Below are 345 nucleotides of genomic sequence, written 5' to 3'. Positions count from 1 at the left end.
TCTGGAGGTACGCGATGACGTCCGCCCCGCGCGAAACCAGCGAGCTGAGCGCGCAGCTGTCGGAACACATGAACGGATACCTGTACACCGCCTGCCTCTACACGGTCACCAAGGCAGGCATCGCCGACCACCTCGCCCAAGGCCCCCGCACCGCGGCCGAACTGGGTGAACAGACCGGACTGCACGGCCCCCACCTGCACCGCGTGCTGCGCTACCTCGCCACCCGCGAAGTCTTCCGCGAGGACGAACACGGCCGCTTCGCTCTCACCCCCATGGCCGACCTCCTGCGCACCGACGCCCCAGGATCCCTCCACGACCCCTTCCTCATGCTCGGCGAAGACCTCT

1 pseudogene is annotated in these 345 nt (G+C 68.1%); it reads left to right on the top strand.

Annotated features, from left to right (window positions below):
* Positions 1 to 14 precede the first annotated feature (14 nt).
* Positions 15 to 345 (top strand): annotated as a pseudogene (locus KUM40_RS27120) (SAM-dependent methyltransferase); the annotation flags it as partial.

Origin of the sequence: Streptomyces sp. AC512_CC834 (genome assembly GCF_019049325.1) — a bacterium.
GTDB lineage: Bacteria > Actinomycetota > Actinomycetes > Streptomycetales > Streptomycetaceae > Streptomyces.
This window is presented reverse-complemented; position numbering and strand designations above follow the sequence as displayed.